Source organism: Abyssisolibacter fermentans, assembly GCF_001559865.1.
GTDB lineage: Bacteria > Bacillota > Clostridia > Tissierellales > MCWD3 > Abyssisolibacter > Abyssisolibacter fermentans.
The window spans coordinates 1-19,366 of record NZ_LOHE01000002.1; the positions used below are offsets into that span (position 1 = coordinate 1).

Genomic DNA, 19,366 nt, shown 5'->3' on the forward strand with positions numbered 1-19,366 from the left:
TTCGAATTCACTGAAATCTTCTAATTCAGAAACTTATAGCATATTATCGGGAGTTATACGAATAATCAGGGATTAAAATTAAAAACTTTTAATAGGGCAGAATCTATACTGTAAAATACAACATGGAAATTTATGTTCTATTATTAAATTCGATTATTGAGGATGTGAGGAATAAATGGGGCAAGTAAATTAATATATATAAAAGTATTAATAACCCTTCAAATTTACCAGCAGAGCTAATACAAAACTCATAATAATCTATTAAAAAGGAGAATGTATTATGTATGATGGTATAGTAAATAGTAATTTTATTGATAAAATTGTAAAGAAGGAATTAGAAGATGGTACTATAAAAAAAGTAATAACAAGATTTCCTCCCGAACCAAATGGATATCTTCATATAGGTAGTGCTTATGCTATAAATATTAGTTATTCACTAGCTAAAAAATATAATGGAAAATTCAATCTTCGTTTTGATGATACTAATCCTGTAAAAGAGGATATAGAATATGTAAAAGCTATTGTTGAAGATTTTGATTGGATGGGTATTGATTATGGAGAGCATCCTTACTATGGTTCTGATTACACGAAGCAAACTTATGAGTATGCCAAAGAGCTTATAAAAAAAGGCAAAGCATATGTATGTGATCTTTCACCTGATGAAATTAGGGAATATCGTGGTACATTAACAGCAGTTGGTAAAAATAGTCCATATAGAGAACGTACTATTAAGGAAAATTTTGAGCTCTTTGAATTGATGAAAAATGGGAAGTTTAAAGAAGGAGAAAAAGTTCTTAGGGCAAAAATTGATATGAGTAGTTCTAATATTGTTTTAAGAGATCCTGTTATATTTAGGATTTTACACAAAGAACACTATAGAACAGGGAACAAATGGTGTATATATCCAATGTATGATTTTGCTCATCCGATACAAGATTATATTGAAGGAGTAACACATTCATTATGTTCGAATGAGTTTATCAATAATAGAGCTCTTTATGAATGGACTTTAAATAATCTTGACTTAGAAGGGAATATACCAAAGCAAATTGAATTTGGCAGAATGAATTTAACAGGAGTTGTGACAAGTAAAAGATATCTAAAAAAATTAGTAGATAGTGGAATTTTAGAAGGATGGGATGACCCGAGACTACCAACATTAAAAGGTTTAAAAAGAAGAGGTTATACTAAGGAAGCAATTTTTGATTTTTTAAATGAAATAGGTGTTCCTAAGAGTGAAAGTACTGTTGATGTAAGTATGTTAGAACATGCAATAAGGCAAGACCTCAATAACAAAGTTTGTGGAGTTATGGCTGTTATTAATCCACTAAAAGTTATTATAACAAATTATGATGAAAATAAAATTGAGCAATTAAAAGCTGAAAATAATCGAAATAATGACGAACTAGGATATAGGTATATGCCTCTTACTAGAGAAATATACATTGAGCGAAATGATTTTAGTGAAAATCCACCTAAGAAATATAAAAGATTAGTGCCTGGGGGAGAAGTAAGACTAAAACATGGATATTTTATAAAATGCAATGAAATTATTAAAGATGAAGAAGGAAATATAACAGAACTTCATTGTACCTATGATCCAGAGACAAAGAGTGGAACAGGGTTTAAAGGTAGAAAAGTTAAAGGAACAATACATTGGGTAAGTGCTAGTAAGGGAATAAATAGTACTATCCGATTATTTGAAGCTTTATTCAAAGAAGCACCTTCTATGGATAGATTACTTGATACTATAAATCCAAATTCAAAAAAAGTGGTTGATAATGTTATAATTGAACCAGCTGCAATTGACTTAATAAAAAATGGAGAGAAAAGATTTCAATTTATACGAAATGGTTATTTTATAATTGATGACAAACTAACGACTCAAGATAAAATGATTTTTAATGAAATAGTACCATTAAAAAGTTCTTTTTAATATAGTAAAAAGCATTCTCATAAGTTTCGAAGAGGATGCTTTATTTATTTCAATGTTTTTCTAAATTATGCCATAGAGGTGTCATATTTATGGTAAAATAGTTTTATATTATAAAATTATGGAGGGATAAATATGTGTGATAAAAAAGCCGTATGGAATTCAAACCAAAAAAAATTAAAAGAGCTGCTAAAAAATAAACAAAGATTTAATGAGTTTATGGATTCATGCTTGTATCAGCATAATATGGTTCATTCTTCTGAAATGTCTGGTATTGAAGAAACAACCTTGGAAGATGATTTGTGGGAAGGATTGACTGAAGCTGCTTTTAGAACAAAAGTTAACAACAAAGGCAGAACTATAGCTTATGGAATATGGCATTCTTCAAGGATAGAAGACATAACTGTAAATATATTATTAGCTGATGATACACAAGTTATTAATTCAGATAATTGGCTTGATAAAATGAATGTAAGTATATGTGATACTGGCAATGCTTTGTCACCAGAAGAAATTCTAGAATTTAGTAGAACTATTAACATGAACGAATTAAAAAAATATAGGCAGGCTGTTGGAAGAAAAACAATTGAAGTATTAAAAAAACTAACAAGAGATGATCTTAATAAGAAGATTGAAAAGGGTAGATTAAAACGTGTTTTAGATGAAGGTGCAGTTTTAAATGTAGAAGCTTCAATGTGGCTTATTGATTTTTGGGGCAAAAAAAATGTTGCAGGAATATTGCTTATGCCTGTTACAAGACATAATTTAGTTCATTTTAATGAGTCAATGGCTGCTAAAAAGAAAAAGCATTAATGATTATATAATAATATATAAAACTAAATAAAAATGTGGTGAAAATTAATTGCATACTTTTGAGTATGCGTTTTGTATAGATTTAAAACTATTTTGAAATTAAAAATAAAATATGAATAGCAAATAATAATAAAAGGTTTTTTGCTAGTATAGAATTATATATAATTTACAAAATAAACAGGCAAAAGAGATAGAAACAGTAATAAAACCAAATTTTTAGGGGGGAGCAAAAAAGATGCTTGAGGAAAAAAGATGTTTAAACAAAATGATAAATCAAACTATGAATTATCTAATTCATTTACCAAGTGATTATGATGCTCTTAATAATAGAAAGTGGCCTGTTATTCTTTTTTTGCATGGAGCAGGAGAGAGAGGCGACAATTTAGATGATATAAAGAAGTATGGTATACATAGATATTTAGATGAAAAAAATCTACCATTTGTTGTTGTATCACCTCAGTGTCCTAAAGACACTTTTTGGGATGTTCATATAAAAGAATTAAATGCTATTATTGATGAAATAAAAGAAAAATATGATATAGATTCTAATAAAATCTATCTAGTAGGCATTAGCATGGGAGCATTTTGTGCATGGAATTTTGCCATGCAGCAGACAAAGTTATTTTCAGCTATGATAGTAATAGCTGGTGGTGCAATGCTACCTAAATATGCTTATAGAATAAAGCATATCCCTATCTGGGTTGTACATGGAAAAAACGATAAAGAAGTTCCTGTTGAAGAATCCAGAAAAATAGTTACTGTCTTAAAGGATTTAGGTGCAAATGTGAAATATACAGAATATCCAAATGCAGGACATGAACTTTGTACGACAATATTTGAAAATGATGAAATATACAAGTGGCTGTTGTCAAAATGATATTTTAAATAAAAAAGCACCTAATAAGGTGCTTAAATTAAGATTCAGGTATAAATATCTTTAGATTAGGTGGGTAATATGTAAAATATGAAAATAATATCACAATAAGAATTATTAATAAAAATATTAACTTGTTATACTTCTTAAAACTCTTAGGGTTGGTAATAATTTTTCTAAAAATAAGCTGACCTATAAATACTATTATGTAGGTTATTAGAATATCAACCCAAACGATGCTTCTACCAGTAAAATATGTATAACCATAGTGAAATAAGGGTATTAAAGCTGTCATTATAATAGTTGATATTCCTCTAGCAACAAAGAAATTTTCATAGTTCCTAAAACTACGTAAATATTCTATGACACCATAAACTAAACCAGCATAAAATATCATCTTTAGATGTTCCCAAACACTTTCATTAACTGGAACAAAAGGCTTTAGAAAGCCAAAACCTGTTAAATCATAAAGACTGTGAATGCATGATGCTAGTATGAAAATGACAAATGAACTTTTTATTATATACCATAAATTAAATTTATTCTTCATGTTAATATTCTATGCAAAATTTCAGGTGTTATTATATTATTTTGTTTTTTTAATATTTAAATACAATTTCAATATTCTTAATCTTTATTCATTTACATTTATCGAGAAAAATACTTTAATTGAAACAAATTCGATATGGATGTATAATTTTACTATATGCTGTTGATTTGAACTAACTATTGAGCATTTCAAGAAGGAGTTGTTTAGATGGACAAAGATCAATTAAGTGATTATAAAAAAAGTTTTTATTTTTATTCTATATCTTTAATAGGATGCTTATGGTTATATATTGTTAATTATAAATACATATGTAAAGAAAATCTTGTGGTTATAGCTTTAGTAACATTAGCTCAAAATATTGTTTTATGGAAGGAACATAAAAAAGAAAAAGTTGTATTGTCCGTATTATTTTTATTTAAATATATTATCATAAATAATCATATAAATTTTAGAGATCATATATTATTATGTATATATTTAACTATAATGGCAAGTATTTATTTATATAAATATTCTTCTAAGCATAGGTTATCAAAGGTGTTGACAGTGATACTAATAGTTTTATTAGTTTTTTACTTTGATATAAATTCTCATAAACAATCTTTAATAAAAGATATCTATTTAGAAAATATTGTACAAAAGCATCTTAAAGATTATTATCCTGGTAGAAAAGTTGAATTAACTAAGGAAAATTTAGATAAAATAACAAGAATTTACATTAGTGAACATGATGCAATTATTAATTTAGAGGGGTTAGAGAGTTTAACAAATTTACGCTCATTATATATAAAATGTAATAAAATAGAAAACGTCTATGTTTTAGGCAAACTGTCTCAATTAACTAATTTAGATATTTGTGATACATCAATAGACTGGTCTGAAATTAAAGAATTAAAAGCATTGGAATATTTAGATTTAAGTTATATGGAGTTTGAAAAATTAAATCAGGATGCTTTTCCCATTCTAAAAGAAATACATATTCAAGGCTTAGAAGCTAATGATTTATCATTTATAAAAGACTTAAATACACTAGAAAAAATAGATATATGCTTTTCACAGTTAGAAACATTAGATTGTTTAGAATGTTTAACTAATCTAGAGATGATAGATTTTTATAAAGTGAAAGTATCAAATATAGATATATTAAAAGAAATGAAATCTTTAAAAAAGATAGAAATTACTGAATGTGAAATAAACGGTATAGATGAATTTAAAAAGGAGTCAAAGGTTAGAGTAATCAAAAGAAGAAAAAATAGATTTTAGTAATCAGAATAAAATAAGAAATTATTAGAAATATCATATATTTTATTATTGTAAAATATTAATTTATTATAAAAAAGATATAAAAATAGACCACTAAATTAATGCGGTCATATGTGTAAAAGAAAATAAAACAATAATAATATACTTTTGTAAACCAAAGAGAAAATTGTTTCTTAAATTATTTTTTTAATATACCATATCCACCATATACAGCTTTGATTTCATTTACAGTAATAACAATATTTTTTTGATGATTTTTAACTGTTTCTATAAATTCATTAGTTCTTTTACGTTTTACATGAGAAATCAATACATATCGGTTATAGTTCATACCTTCGCCTTGAATTAAAGTTACGGCAAAACCATGATTACGAATAATTTCAGCTAATTCCTTTCCATCCTCTTCTTTAACTATCATTTCAACTCTTGCTGTGCCTACACCAATCTTTTCTTCAACAATAGATCCTACATAATTGCCTAATGCAAAGCCGATTGCGTAAATAATTACCTTTATAGGATCTTCAGTAACATCTTTTAACACTGTAGAAACAAGTATGACCCATATAAATACTTCAAAAAAACCTATAATAGCTCCTTTTATTCGCTCTCCTTTTGTGATTAACACAATTCTAGTTGTACCTAACGTAACTTCAAAAATCTTAACAAATAATATTAATAAGTATGTTAGTATTTTAATCACCCCTCTTATTTTCTAGTAAAATTTTTATTGCTGATGGTATTATATTATCTTAATTTGTACATGTCAACATATTTAGTATTAAAACTATATTATGATTTTTATATATATTTTTTTTCTCTTATTCGAATAATGAGTATAAAGTTAATTTGATAAAAAATATCATTTTATCTTATAAAAGTACAATTATTTTATTATATTTTATATAAATGAACAGTATATAATATTTTTATGTTGAAGCGAAAAATTAGTAAAAAAGTACTAAAATAACCCGTTTTGTCAAAGAAAATTTTAATTAAATAAGATATAATTAACAATTATATTGTTTTAAAACATTTATTGAAAGATATAGAATTTTAATAAAGTTATAGTTCGACATAATAATACGATTATAGACAGAATTTTCATTTTATTAGTATCTTTAAAGATTTTGCTAGAAACATTTAAAAATCAACTATATCTTATATAACAATATATCAAACTGCTATTCTTGTGATAAAGAAGAATTATAGAGAAGATAAATTACATAAATTGAGACCAAGAACCTAAAAATTGCAGCTATATAGAGTATTTTTGAGGTTATATTTTTTATTTAATTGCTACTAATTTTTAAACTAGATAAAAGGAGTACTAATAATGATAAAGAACATTATGGAATATTTAGATAATACGATGATTGAATTAGATTACGATAATAAAGTTCATAAGATAACGCTTAACTACAAACATGAGTGCAGTGACTTAAATTATTTTATTGGTAAAAAAATAAGTGATATTTTTCCAGAGTTGTATGCAAAATATATTACAGATTTATTAGTACAATCAATATTTTGTGGTAATGTAGCATGTGGGGAATTTGACTATACTTGCGGTGAATTCACAAAAAATATAAAATTTAAATTTATAATTAAAGACAGCAAAATATTGATAGTTTTTAATAATGAAAAAACTATAAAAAATAAAAAAGTGGAGAAGTATGTTGAGAATTGGAAAGAGCATATATATATAGATAATATTGATTATAATACTCTAATGAACAAGATTTTAATATTAGTAGGAAATGAAGAAAGTATGCATAAATGTTTTAAGCTTATTGGAGAAACGATAGGAGTTAACAGAATATTTGCATCTGATTTTAATATACAAAAATGTAGTATTAGTAACATTTTAGAGTGGACAGACTGTAAAGAATTTTATGGAACAAAAGATTTTCAAAATATTTCACTTGACTCAATTAAGTGGTTTAGTGATGAAATGAAGACAAAAAAAATAATTAAATACACAGATGTTAAAAATATAAATAATGATAATATAAAAAAACTATTCTTAAAGCAAAATATTAAATCTACTTTAATAGCACCTGTATATATTGATAATAAATATAAAGGTTTTGTCGGATTTGACCAATGTGACATGTGTAGGCATTGGAATGATAGTGAAATTAATTTACTATATATATTGGCAGCTATTACCACTAAAAGTATAAAACAAGAAATAGCAAATGATGACTTTAAAATAAAACATGAGCAACTACTAACAATAATTACGGAAGATAAAAAGAAAGAAGAAAAGATGAAATATATAAACAGTGTTGATTTTGTTACTGGACTTTTTAATAGAGTGTATTTTGAAGACATAATAAAAAATATTGATATCGAAGAAAATTTGCCAATATCTATGATAATGGGAGATGTTAATGGTCTTAAAATGACTAACGATATATTTGGACATCAAGAAGGTGATAAATTACTAAAATCGATTGCTGATGTTATAAAAGCTTCATGTAGAGAAGGAGATGTAGCTACAAGATGGGGTGGTGATGAATTTGTTTTGTTACTAAAAAACACATCAGATAAAGAAGCATTAAAATTATGTAAATCTATTAAAGAAAAGTGTATTGATTCTAAAAAAAATTTGTCGAAGTATAGCATTTCTTTAGGTTATTCAACAAAGAATAAAATAGATGAAGATATTATGATGATATTGAAACAAGCAGAAGATTTTATGTATAGGAAAAAACTATTAGAAGGCAAGAATTTAAGAAGTTTAGGAATAGAAACTATGCTAGAAACTTTATTTGAAAAAAGTTATGAAACTAAAGGACATGTGGCTAGAATAAGAGAAAATTGTACTAAGATTGGAAAGTTGATGAATTTCTCCTCAAGTGAAATTCATCAATTAAAAATGTTAGCAATTTTTCATGATATAGGAAAAATTGCTATAAGAAAAGAGGTATTAACAAAACCATCCAGACTTAATAAAGAAGAATGGGATGAGGTGAAAAGACATTCGGAGATAGGATATAGAATTACACTATCTGTACCAGAGTTATCACAAATAGCAGAAAGTGTTTTAAGTCATCATGAAAGATGGGATGGTAAAGGATATCCTCAAGGATTGAAAGGTTATGAAATTCCTATTCTTGCTAGGATAATTTCAGTTATAGATGCTTATGATGCTATGACTAATGATAGACCTTACCGCAAAGCGTTGTCTTTTAATGAAGCAAAACGTGAACTTAAGAAAAATGCAGGAACACAATTTGACCCAATGATTGTACATACATTTTTAGATAAAGTTATTATCTAGACGATCTAATATAGACAATTAGTTAAGTAAAATATATTGAAGCTTTTGTTATAGAGTTGAGTAAAAGAAAAATTAGTTTAAATTTATCTATACTTACTGTTATTAATTCTAGGTAACATAATAATAGTATTTAATAATATACCCTAGTATTAAAACTATTAATGAACAGATATATTATATTGATTCAGGGGTTTGTCTACAAAATAATATGATTAAATTTTTTTACGAATAGACTAACCACCCGGTACCCGGGTGGGCTATTTATGGATAATTGTTAGTAAGAGAAATATCATTATTAATTTTGTACTTGGTAGGATGCATGCAATTCCTAGATTATAATATAAATCAGTGCATATATTATTGTTCTAACAAGGGAGGGGCATTGCTGAATGATAGATGGTAGTCAAAAATATATACAAGCTGTCATAAGGAATATTAATAAGCATGCATTTTATTGGCATGATTCTATAGCAATTATAAATGTCTTAAAAGGAACTATAAAATTAAACAAGAAGACAAAAGAATATACTCTTAAGCGAAATGATATAGTGATTATAAATGTAAGGGAAGTTTATGATTTAGAAGGTGTTAGTAAAGATAATATGGTTTTGTTTATTTTTATTAATGAAATATTTTGCAGAGTCAAAATAAAAGACTTTGACAATATAGTAATAAATTGCAACACTGTAGTTAAGAAAAATCACAATCAACAACAATATAAGAAATTACAAAATTATGTTTTAGAGTTAGTATTTGCATTGACTGGCAAAAAAGATAGTAAATATAATAAAAACATACTTGTGATTACTAAAAAATTATTGATATTTATCGTAGAGCAATTTGACTACATAAAATTTGGTTTGAATTTTAAGAAATTTGATAGTAAACATATTGAAAGGTATAAATGTATATATGAATATGTTTTTACTGTCAATGGACAATTAAGAGAAGCTAGTCTTAAAGAGATAGCAGATTATTTTGGTATGAATTATGATTATTTAAGAAAAGATATTAAAAAAAAATTCGGACATCCCTTCAAATGGTTAAAATTCTCAATTATGGTTGAAAATGCTTTTAGGTTACTGTTAACTACTGATGCAAATATTATGAATATTGGATATGATTGTGGTTTTTCAGACCCAAAATATCTGATAAAATATTTTAAGATGTTTTATAACTGTACTCCATCTACGTTACGTAGAAAATATAAAAATAAGTATGAACAAAATTATCAAGAGTTTTTTAACAGTGAATATAATCTGAATTAAAACATTACATAACAATTATCAATAATAATAATTAGAAAGGAATAATTAGAAAGTATGATTAACAATAGTATAATGCAATATTTAGATAATGCAATAATTGAACTAGACTTCAATTATACTATATTAGATATGTTTTTTGCAGATGAAGCTCAAAATAAGCATATTAACTATTTTTTAAATAAAAAAATAAATGATATTTATCCAATAGAGTATTCAGTATATTTGATAAATTTACTACTTGAATCAGAACATAATCAAATTTCAAGGGGAGAAATTATATATAATAATGGAAAAATAACAAAACATATTCAAATTAGAATTATCAAATTCCAAAATAAATTTTTATTAATGTTTAGAGCGAGTAGAACTGAAATTAACGAAAAGCTAAGTTAAATTTTATTTAAATTTCAGATTGAGCAAATGGATAAATTCAAATAAGTTGTTTTATTTGCAGACAAATAGAATAAATAGTTTTAATAGAGGAATGCTAATTTAGAGGTGAAAAATATGGCTAAAAATAAAAACAACAGTAACATACAGAGAAAGTTAAACAATGCAGTTAATTCTGTTCCTGGAGACAACCGTAATCAAAATCATAATACGAAAAAAGAAGCGTTAGGACCTAATACTAAAAGATGATAAATATAACTTAGAGATTTTTTTTATATTATTGTCATTATCTAAAATGAAACAAGTAGCAAAGTTTTTGCAATTTACTAAGAAGACTAACGAATAATTTTGTGTAAAAAATATTAAATATCTATATGCCATTACTAATATGTAAATCCCTTCTGTAATAAGAAGTATGAAAACTGGTATAAATAAGTATACTAGATTTTATTATAAAAACTCCTTTATAATTTTCCATATAATTAATCTTATCCATTAATACCAAATATCAATCTTATTAATTATTCATCTTCACGCTTCATTAAAGTATAGTAATGGCTAAATATTATCATTTGAACAAGATTCGGAGAAATAAATTAACTACATGTTAGTAGTATATGCCTACTACTACCGTTTATATTTTAACCGCCTCGTTATCCCCCCCATTACATATGTAACATGTATGAACAATATAGATTAATCAAGTGAAAGATATTTATTAAAATGGAAATTAAATTATAAGCTTAATTTTTAGATAGTAGACAAACTTATAAAAATCTTTGCATTGGTTATTAATCTAGACTTTCTAATATCTTTGTATTTCTACATTTATATTTAATTTCTTAGTACTTCTCTTGTAATGTTTCTTTTAATTTTTCATATATTTTTTTGAGTTTTATTAATTCTTTACCGAATAGCATTTTATTGTTGTGTACATTTTTTCACAGCATTTTTTATTGCCCTTTTGTATCATTCATTACATTTCGTGAAATAGTTGGTAAAAATACAAATGATACAACTAACTTAGAATTATTTTATGATATAATGAAGTATCAAATACCGTCAGTTTTGATTATAAATTATGGTGAACCGTTTTCAGAGGTTAAAGATATAAGAATAGTAAAAGAAATAAAAGGTTGTAATATTCATGTTACACAAAGAAAGTTTAGTATTAAGGGATTTGTTAATGAGAACGCTATGAATTTGTGGATGCTGGCTTTTGGTAAAACAGAAGAAAATGTAGAAAAGTGTTTAGAAGCTTTTTTGAAAATATAAATAGTTTTTTATTAATAGGAGGAAAATATATGCAAGTAGTAACTATCATTAGTATACTTATTATTGTATATCTTGTAATGAGGCTGCAACGAAGAAATAATATTAAAAAATTACGAGCTAGGATAAGAAAACAATATGGTAAAAAGCCTGTATCAGCTAAATACAGTGAAAGAATTAGTTATCATTGGAGTGAATACACACAATCAATATTAGATGATGAAAAGATAGATGATGTAACATGGAACGATTTGGAAATGAACAATATATTTTGCCGAATTAATAATTGTTGTTCCTATGTAGGTGAGCAGATATTATATTCTAAACTCCATTGCCTGCCTAAAAATAAATTATATAGAGAATTATTTGAAAAAAAAGTTTCATTTTTTAAATCTAATGAAAAGGAAAGAGAAGAAACACAGATTTTACTTAGTTGTCTCGGGAAAAAAAATAACGACTATTATTTACCGCAATTTATGGCAAAATTAGATTCAAACAAAATTTCGGGCATATTGAAATATAAGGTGATGCAGATATTGTTAGTATTATCAGTAATTCCAGCAATTGTCCTATTAGATCCGAAATTCTTATTTATTTCGCTTGGTATTCTTTTTGTGAATATGATAATTTATGCCACAGGAAAGATTAAGTATGAGGTTCATCTTGAAATGTTAAAAACTATCGTTGGTGTTATAAATACTGGAAATAAAATTGCTGATACTAAGAAGCTCTCATATGAAAATAAATTTTTTGACTTAAAGAAAAAAGTTGTTCCATTTAAAAAATTATTAAATATGATCAGCATAATTCAAATGAAAAAGGATGCTGGATTTTCTGGAGATTTTCTAGGATTGTTATACGATTATCTAATTGGTGCGACTTTATGGGATTTTGTGAAGTATGACCAAATTGTATCTAAGTTGAAGGATAAACAACAGGAATTTATGGAGTTATATAAAATACTTGGTGAGATTGATATGGCAATAACTATAGCTTCATTTAGGGAAAGTCTTCCTCTATATTGCACGCCGACATTTAGGGAAGAACATGTACTACAAATGAAGCAAATATATCATCCATTGATTGACGAACCTGTTTTTAATACAGTTAATTTAGATAAGAGTTGTATTATTACTGGTTCTAATGCATCGGGTAAATCTACCTATATAAAAACTGTTGCAATAAATGTAATTCTCGCACAAAATATACACACCTGCATGGCTAAACAGATGGTTTTACCATATGCAAGAGTTATCACTTCAATGGCTGTACGTGACGATTTAATGGCAGGAGAAAGTTATTACATAAAAGAAATTAAGTATTTGAAACGGATTATTGAAAATTTAAGCGAAGAAAGATTAATTATTTGCATAATTGATGAGATTTTACGGGGAACCAATACTGAAGAAAGAATTGCAGCTTCAGCTTCGATACTAAAGTTTTTATACCAAAAGAATTGTTTTGCCATTGTTGCTTCACATGACTTTGAGTTAACACAAATTTTAGATAATGTTTATGATAACTATCACTTTACTGAAAAAATACAAGAAAGAGACATTTCTTTTGATTATAAAATATATAATGGAGCATCAACTTCAAAAAATGCAATAAAACTTTTGAAGTATGTAGGATTTCCTGATGAAATAATTGCAGAAGCGCAAAATATTGATTGGTGTGTATAACTGTATGATTGATTAGAAATCATAAAATATATTACACTAAAAAAATAGAGAGATTCATTATTTGAACTTAAAAAGTACAAACAAGAAATTTAATCAAATTTACAAAGAGAAGGCTTTAAAATGCTTTCTCCTTTTTATTTTATAGACGAATGTTGAACAAGTATTAGTAAGAATTAGGCCTCTAGCTACCTTTGTAGGCGTATTTTTCTTTTTTATCAGGTGATTACAATGAAGGTTCTTATGCAGGAAGTTATTCATATAACGGCTAAATAATATGCTGTATAGTTCTGAATTAGAAGGTTTCAGTGAATTCGACGGCATACCAATTGGCATGTCATCCATTTAATGGATACATTATAATCAGATCTTAATAAATGAATCTCCTATTCAATTTTTCATAGGGATTAAGCGATTCTCATAAAATCATAAATTTTAGTTCTCTACTTATAGTTTTCTATGAATAATCTAGGTTTAATAAAACCAAAATGAATACAATAGGATAATATGTAATAAATATAATTATAGTATTAATAAAAAAGGGGAGATAATACATGGCTAAGGTTAGAGATATGTTTCCAGGAGGGAATACAGCAGAAGGATTTTACTCATATTATGACTATATTATTGAGAAAGATGCAAATAGGAAAATCGTTATAAAAGGTGGACCTGGAGTTGGTAAATCATCATTGATGAAGAAAATTGGTGCTGAGATGTTAGATAGAGGATATGATATAGAGCTACATCATTGTTCTTCAGATAATGAGTCACTAGATGGGTTAGTGATACCAAAGCTAAGAGTAGCATTTTTAGACGGAACAGCACCACATGTTGTAGATCCAGTTAACCCTGGTGCGGTTGATGAGATAATAAATCTAGGTAATTATTGGAATTTTGAGAATATGGAGAAAGACAAGAATGATATAATTAGATGTAATAAAGAAGTTGGAAGACTTTTCAAGAGAGCTTATAAATATCTAGCTGCTGCGAAATATAGTTATGAAACTATAGAAGATAAAAATAAAGAAGCTTTAGAATTTGGATTATCTAATGTAGTATGTGATACATTGATTAAAGAAATATTTTGTGGTCAGGACCCTAGTGTTATCCAAGGTGAACAGAGACATATGTTTGGTAGTGCGTATACACCAAATGGCTGGATAGAGTATACAGAGTCTTTTTTACAAGATGCAGAAAGAGTGTATTTTTTAAAAGGAGATATAGGTACAGGTAAAACTACTATAATGCGTAAGGTTTATAAACGTGCAATTGAGTTAGGGTATTTTGTCGAGGTTTACCATACACCATTAAAACCACACAAGATTGAATCAATATATATACCTAAGCTTAAAGTAAGCTTAACCAGTAGCAATAGTTATAGAACTAACAATTTTAAGGTTATAGATTTAGAAAGCTTCTTAGTTGAAGATATTGTAAGTAAATATCAAAAGGAGATAGAAGCGGATAGAAAAATATTTGAGTTTTTGATATCTACAGCAATATCAAATATATCTACAGCAAAAAAAATGCATGATATTATGGAAAAATATTATATTCCTAATATGGATTTTGAACAAGTTGATAAACTTAGAGAACGACTTATCCAAAGAATATTAAAATATGAGAAATAAATTGAGCTTAAAATACATGGTTAGAAATATTTAAAGACAGGAATTTAAAATTAATCGTCGATTCCCAATAGTACAAAAAGTCCTTGGGATCGACGATTGGTTTGAAATAGAAAAAGCATTAATACTACATGATATTTACATGCTTACAAAAATAAGAAGCTTGTAATGTTGGAAAAAGTTTTTTGAAATTTCAATAAAAAAGTATATGGGTCAAATACAGTAGGAAAATATATAAGATAAAAGAGGGAATACTAAACATAAAATAAAAAGAATGAAGAGTATCATATGAAAGTATTTAAAAAATTAAAAATTATTTTATTGATAACAATTATATTATTTTATATTTTCACAAAAACTCCCTTGTATTATCAAGTAAGGAGCTATGTAGTAATGTATTTTTTTAGTAACTATGAAAAGCAAAATAGCTTATTAACAAAGGAAAATATAGAAATTAAAATCCCTGGTGGGTTAAGTACATCAAAAAAAGATTGGTATCCTTTTGTTTTATTTTTTAATGATGATGTAGGTTTTTCAAGATATATGAAGAAAAATTTATCATTAACTATACTTTATAATTTTGGCGCATTTGATACAATTGAAGGTTCTTCTAATTATTATAATCCACAATCAGATTATTACAGCAGTTTTTATGGTAGCTATATTGTGAAAAATAATGGAGATGACAAACCTTTTGCATTTACATTAAATAATGAACCAATACTTAATGAAATTATAGCTGTACCCAAATATGATCTTAATTATTTAGTTCTTCAAAGCTTAGGGTGTGAAGAAAGTAAAATTAAAATTGAGTATAGTATTGATAATATTAAGAACAACGAACTATATGCAGGGTATGGAGGTTGGACGATAATTGATGCGGTTATTAAAACTAATAGTCCAATACATAAGTTTATAGAGAAAAAAAGAGCATATATTCAGTATGGAAAACCTATGAAAAAATATGTTGTAAAAAATGATTTTTGTGAAATAGAGCTTAAAGGTAGAATTGTTGCAAAATATTTCAAAAAATGGGGTGTAACTATATTCCTATATGTTATGGCACCTGATAATAAAACTGTTAACGAATGTGATGAAAATATATTATCAAAAACTGTTATTAAGAAGCAGTTGTAGGGGACGGTGGCGTTGTTTTCACCACAATAGATTTTTCATTATTAGAGTACCTAAAAGAATAAGTCTGAGAGAATGATATATACTAGATAAGTGTTTTTAGAATAATTTATTAATTTAGTTATAGAGGGATTACACTGTTTTTTAATGGTGGATTTTGACATTGATTTGAGATATAATTATGTTGATTAGGATAAAATTTAAGATTGTTTGGGAGAATTGTATAGTGATATTTTCACTAACAAGTATTACATAAAAGGGGTGGCAAAATTTGAAGCAAGAGTGGGAAGAACAGTTTAAAATACGTGGTTATGAAGTTGATTATCATAATGAGCTAAAGGTTAGCTCTATATTTAATTTCATGCAAATAGCAGCTGCAAAACATGCAGATAATTCGAATTATGGTATTGAGAAACTTAAAGATAGCGGTATATATTGGGTACTATCTAGGATGAAAGTAAGAATATATTCCTATCCTACATATGAAACTAACTTGAAAGTTTCGACGTGGGCAAAAGGTACTGATAGACTTTTTGCTTTAAGAGATTATGTTTTGACAACTGATCAAGGTATAAAGGTAGCTGAGGCATCATCAACATGGCTTGTTATAGATAGTGTAAAAAAACGTCCTCAAAAACTAAACAAGCTTCCTTCAGAATTTATAATGATAGAAGGTAAACATGCTATTGATGAAATACCAGGGAAAATAAAAGAACCAGAAAAGTTAGAACATTCTTATGATAAGCATGTTGGATATACTGATATTGATATGAATAAACATGTTAATAATGAAAAATATGTGGAGTGGGCGTTAAATTCTTTTGATCAAGATTTTTATAATAAGAAAAGATTAAGTAAAATACATATTAATTTTTTGTCAGAGTGTCAAATGAATCAAAATATTCAATTGAACAGAGGTAAATATCCCGAAAATACCGACTCATGGTATGTAGAAGGAGTTAATTGTATTTTAGATAAAAAAGTATTTCAAGCTAAAGTAGAATGGGAAAATAGATAGGTAAATACATTAAAAGTCATGATTTTTTAAATAAAAATCATGACTAATTTTTTTACTTTTTTTTCATTGAACACATCTTCAACATATAAGTTTTATAAAAATAACATACATTATTTACGTATATTTTATCATTATTAACATTTTGTAACAATTACAAGAATGGCTAATTTGTAAAATTTCATACAATATTAACATAATAAATAAAAAATGAAATAATTAATCATTTATTACTTAAAGTTTAATATTATAATGTAAAAAAAAGTTTTATATGCTAAAAAAAATGTAAAAATACAAAATATTTTAATAATAAAAGAAATTTTATGAATAGGTTAAATTTGAATTAAAAATAATAACATGTTAATATAGACATGAAATTCATAAAAAACCATAGAAATATTAATATTACATATTTAGCTTAAATTAATAAAATTAATAAAATTAATATAATAATTAGAAAATACTATAAAACGGCATTAACAAGAAATATTAACAAATAAAATCTTAAGTGGTGAATTAAATGGAAAAAAGAATTATTCACAGTACACATAGAAAAAAAGTAAATATTGGTCTTGGCGATAATCAATTAGCAATATCTCAAGGTGGAAAACCAATAATAATTTCAGGTCCATGTGCAATTGAGAACGAAGAAATGATTTTTGATATTGCAAAGGCTTTAAAGAGAATTGGTTGTTCAGTCCTTCGTGGAGGTGCGTTTAAGCCTCGAACTAGTCCATATTCTTTCCAAGGGCTAGGTATTAAAGGCTTAAAATATTTATATGCTGCTGGTAAAAAATACGACATGCCTGTAGTATCAGAAATCATGGAAGAAAAATATTTAACAGAAGCTATTGAGTATTTGGACATTATTCAGATTGGGTCTAGAAACATGTACAATTATCCATTATTAACTGCTGTAGGTAAAACCGGTAAGCCTATTTTATTGAAACGTGGGATGAGTGCAACCATTGATGAGTGGATTTTAGCAGCTGAATATATTGCTAAAACGGGTAATACAAACATAATTATGTGTGAGCGTGGCATAAGAACATTTAATACTAGTACAAGAAATACTTTAGACTTATCAGCTGTTACAATAATAAAGCAAAGAACTCAATTACCTGTAATAGTAGATCCAAGTCATGGAACTGGAGATAGAAGTCTAATTATGCCAATGTCAAGAGCTGCACTAGCATGTTATTCAGATGGTATTATGGTAGAAGTTCATAATAACCCATCTAAAGCAATGTCTGATGGTGAACAATCACTAAATTTACATGAATATGAAGTTTTAATTAATAATGTTCAAGGAATATCAAAATTACAAATATAAGGAGGCTACAATGGATATTTCTATAGTCATTCCAACATACAATAAATACAAATATTTAGAAGCTACTTTGAAAAGCTTAGAAAAACAGAATGTTATTGATTTGAAGTATGAAATAATAATTGTTGACGATGGATCTACTGATGAGACAAAAGAAATAATAACTTCTTGCATGGATAAGAATCCCAATATTAAATACTATCATCAAAAAAATCAAGGAAGATCAATTGCAAGAAATACAGGAATTAAGGTGTCAAAGGGAAAATACATATTGTTTTTAGATGATGATCGAATTGTTTGTGAGGATTTTGTCCAAGCTCACTATGATTGTTTAAAACAAGGTAGCAATAAAAAAATAATAAGTTTAGGTGCTAGATATAACATTTATAGATCGAATTTTGAAAAGAAACACAAAGAATTTGTTGATATGATAGATAATAATACATCTGAATTCACGCAAAAATCAAGACTTGCATATTATTGGAGAAAAATACAAAAAGGCTTTGAAAATAAAGAAATTGCTTGGATAACTTTTACTACTGGAAATGTTGGTATGTCAAAAGAATTTCTGTTACAAGTTGGATCGTTTGATGAAAGATTTAAAGGATGGGGTCTTGAGGATACAGAATTAGGATATCGCTTATTTAAAGCTGGAGGAATATTTGTTAAGAATGATTGTGCTAAAAATTATCACATTGAACATGCAAGAAACAAAAAAGTTAGAGAAGAAGATGAAAAGAGAAATCATGAGTTATTTTATGATTTGCACAAAGATAAACAAATAGAATATTTCAAGAAATTAGTCAGAGCTGAAATAGGCATTGATGAATTTATAGCTTTGTCCAAAAATGAAATAGATGATATTGAAACAAATGAACGTGAACGTGATATAATTTTTAACTTATCTTAAAATCAATATATAGCTTAAATT

Annotated in this window: 17 protein-coding genes; 15 read left to right on the forward strand and 2 right to left on the reverse strand. The window is 26.4% G+C overall.

The window, feature by feature from the left end; all coding sequences use genetic code 11:
- The first annotated feature begins 280 nt into the window (after positions 1–280).
- The 3 genes from AYC61_RS00150 (at position 281) to AYC61_RS00160 (ending at position 3,623) form a co-directional block, all read left to right on the forward strand.
- The gene (locus AYC61_RS00150; protein WP_066494893.1) at positions 281–1,936 is read left to right on the forward strand and encodes a glutamine--tRNA ligase/YqeY domain fusion protein; all 1,656 of its coding nucleotides are present in this window, start codon (positions 281–283) and stop codon (positions 1,934–1,936) included.
- Positions 1,937–2,068: 132 nt separating this feature from the next.
- On the forward strand, positions 2,069–2,746 hold the full coding sequence (locus AYC61_RS00155; protein WP_066494902.1) for a DinB family protein: 678 nt from the start codon (positions 2,069–2,071) through the stop codon (positions 2,744–2,746).
- A 235-nt stretch (positions 2,747–2,981) separates the two neighbouring features.
- Positions 2,982–3,623, forward strand: coding sequence for a carboxylesterase family protein (locus AYC61_RS00160; RefSeq protein WP_066494915.1), 642 nt, complete (start codon positions 2,982–2,984; stop codon positions 3,621–3,623).
- Positions 3,624–3,660: 37 nt separating this feature from the next.
- Here AYC61_RS00160 and AYC61_RS00165 read toward each other — a convergent pair whose 3' ends face one another.
- Complete coding sequence (locus AYC61_RS00165) at positions 3,661–4,170, reverse strand: DUF6512 family protein (protein ID WP_066494923.1); 510 nt, start codon at positions 4,168–4,170, stop codon at positions 3,661–3,663.
- A gap of 207 nt (positions 4,171–4,377) precedes the next feature.
- On the opposite strand from AYC61_RS00165, the gene AYC61_RS00170 reads away from it, so the two are divergent.
- Entirely contained in the window at positions 4,378–5,433 is a 1,056-nt protein-coding gene (locus tag AYC61_RS00170; RefSeq protein ID WP_066494925.1) for a leucine-rich repeat domain-containing protein, read from the forward strand.
- A gap of 178 nt (positions 5,434–5,611) precedes the next feature.
- Here AYC61_RS00170 and AYC61_RS00175 read toward each other — a convergent pair whose 3' ends face one another.
- Positions 5,612–6,133 carry a DUF2179 domain-containing protein gene (locus AYC61_RS00175; protein WP_066494927.1) on the reverse strand — a complete coding sequence of 174 codons (522 nt, stop codon included), beginning with the start codon at positions 6,131–6,133 and terminating at the stop codon, positions 5,612–5,614.
- A 633-nt stretch (positions 6,134–6,766) separates the two neighbouring features.
- Here AYC61_RS00175 and AYC61_RS00180 point away from each other — a divergent pair.
- The 11 genes from AYC61_RS00180 (at position 6,767) to AYC61_RS00225 (ending at position 19,345) form a co-directional block, all read left to right on the forward strand.
- Positions 6,767–8,719, forward strand: a complete 1,953-nt coding sequence (locus AYC61_RS00180) for an HD domain-containing phosphohydrolase (protein WP_066494929.1) — start codon at positions 6,767–6,769, stop codon at positions 8,717–8,719.
- A gap of 389 nt (positions 8,720–9,108) precedes the next feature.
- Positions 9,109–9,987 carry a helix-turn-helix domain-containing protein gene (locus AYC61_RS00185; RefSeq protein ID WP_066494932.1) on the forward strand — a complete coding sequence of 293 codons (879 nt, stop codon included), beginning with the start codon at positions 9,109–9,111 and terminating at the stop codon, positions 9,985–9,987.
- A 54-nt stretch (positions 9,988–10,041) separates the two neighbouring features.
- Positions 10,042–10,380 (forward strand): hypothetical protein, encoded by a 339-nt coding sequence (locus AYC61_RS00190; RefSeq protein ID WP_066494933.1) that lies wholly within the window; start codon positions 10,042–10,044, stop codon positions 10,378–10,380.
- A 105-nt stretch (positions 10,381–10,485) separates the two neighbouring features.
- On the forward strand, positions 10,486–10,626 hold the full coding sequence (locus AYC61_RS21525; RefSeq protein ID WP_162265415.1) for a hypothetical protein: 141 nt from the start codon (positions 10,486–10,488) through the stop codon (positions 10,624–10,626).
- Positions 10,627–11,421: 795 nt separating this feature from the next.
- Complete coding sequence (locus AYC61_RS00195; RefSeq protein ID WP_156456275.1) at positions 11,422–11,652, forward strand: hypothetical protein; 231 nt, start codon at positions 11,422–11,424, stop codon at positions 11,650–11,652.
- 29 nt (positions 11,653–11,681) lie between these two features.
- Positions 11,682–13,331 (forward strand): MutS-related protein, encoded by a 1,650-nt coding sequence (locus AYC61_RS00200; protein ID WP_066494936.1) that lies wholly within the window; start codon positions 11,682–11,684, stop codon positions 13,329–13,331.
- A 551-nt stretch (positions 13,332–13,882) separates the two neighbouring features.
- Positions 13,883–14,959: a PRK06851 family protein gene (locus tag AYC61_RS00205; RefSeq protein WP_066494938.1), complete on the forward strand. Its 1,077-nt coding sequence runs from the start codon at positions 13,883–13,885 to the stop codon at positions 14,957–14,959.
- 390 nt (positions 14,960–15,349) lie between these two features.
- Positions 15,350–16,093 carry a hypothetical protein gene (locus tag AYC61_RS00210; RefSeq protein WP_066494941.1) on the forward strand — a complete coding sequence of 248 codons (744 nt, stop codon included), beginning with the start codon at positions 15,350–15,352 and terminating at the stop codon, positions 16,091–16,093.
- 268 nt (positions 16,094–16,361) lie between these two features.
- Positions 16,362–17,108: an acyl-[acyl-carrier-protein] thioesterase gene (locus AYC61_RS00215; protein ID WP_066494944.1), complete on the forward strand. Its 747-nt coding sequence runs from the start codon at positions 16,362–16,364 to the stop codon at positions 17,106–17,108.
- Positions 17,109–17,625: 517 nt separating this feature from the next.
- Positions 17,626–18,438, forward strand: coding sequence for a 3-deoxy-7-phosphoheptulonate synthase (gene aroF, locus AYC61_RS00220; RefSeq protein WP_066494947.1), 813 nt, complete (start codon positions 17,626–17,628; stop codon positions 18,436–18,438).
- Between the two features lie 10 nt (positions 18,439–18,448).
- Positions 18,449–19,345 (forward strand): glycosyltransferase family 2 protein, encoded by an 897-nt coding sequence (locus AYC61_RS00225; RefSeq protein ID WP_066494954.1) that lies wholly within the window; start codon positions 18,449–18,451, stop codon positions 19,343–19,345.
- Positions 19,346–19,366: the final 21 nt, after the last annotated feature.